Raw genomic sequence first — 639 nt, forward strand, 5'->3', positions numbered from 1 at the left:
GGAAGGAACCCGCATCAACCGCTTTTTGCGTCTTCACTAAATCTTGGTACAGCACGCTGTTGGTACCACCACCTAATACTTCCGATAGCGTATCCAGAGATGCTTGGCTCTCTTCGCCGCTGTATGTGGTTGGCCACGCAATCATTACCATCGGTTGTTGGATACGATCTTCCAACGTAATGTATTTGTCTTCTTGCAACTTAGCTGGTTGTTTCGGTGCGTTTTCAACCTCTGGACCGCGAGGAATGGAACCGAAGTATTTGTTTACCCACTCCAGTGTTTGCTCGACATCTAAGTCACCACCGATCGTGATCGTCGCGTTGTTTGGACCGTACCAACGCAGGAAAAACGCTTTAAGATCATTCACATCAACACGTTCAAGATCTTCAACGTAACCGATGGTTTGCCATGAGTAAGGATGACCTTCTGGGTATAACGCTTCAGACATACGTTCCCAAATCAAACCGTACGGACGGTTGTCATAACGTTGCGCACGCTCATTTTTCACCGTAGATCGTTGAATTTCAAATTTGCGCTGTGAAACCGCATCAAGTAAAAAACCCATGCGATCCGATTCAAGCCACAGCATTTTTTCCAGCTGATTTGCAGGAACGGTTTCAAAGTAGTTGGTGCGATCGC

Annotated in this window: 1 protein-coding gene; it reads right to left on the reverse strand. The window is 46.8% G+C overall.

Going from position 1 to position 639, the window contains the following annotated elements:
* Positions 1–639, reverse strand: a 639-nt coding sequence (locus R7044_RS26115; protein WP_225456105.1) for a M16 family metallopeptidase, incomplete at both ends; no start/stop codon positions are given.

This window comes from Vibrio sp. 1402, assembly GCF_033340275.1.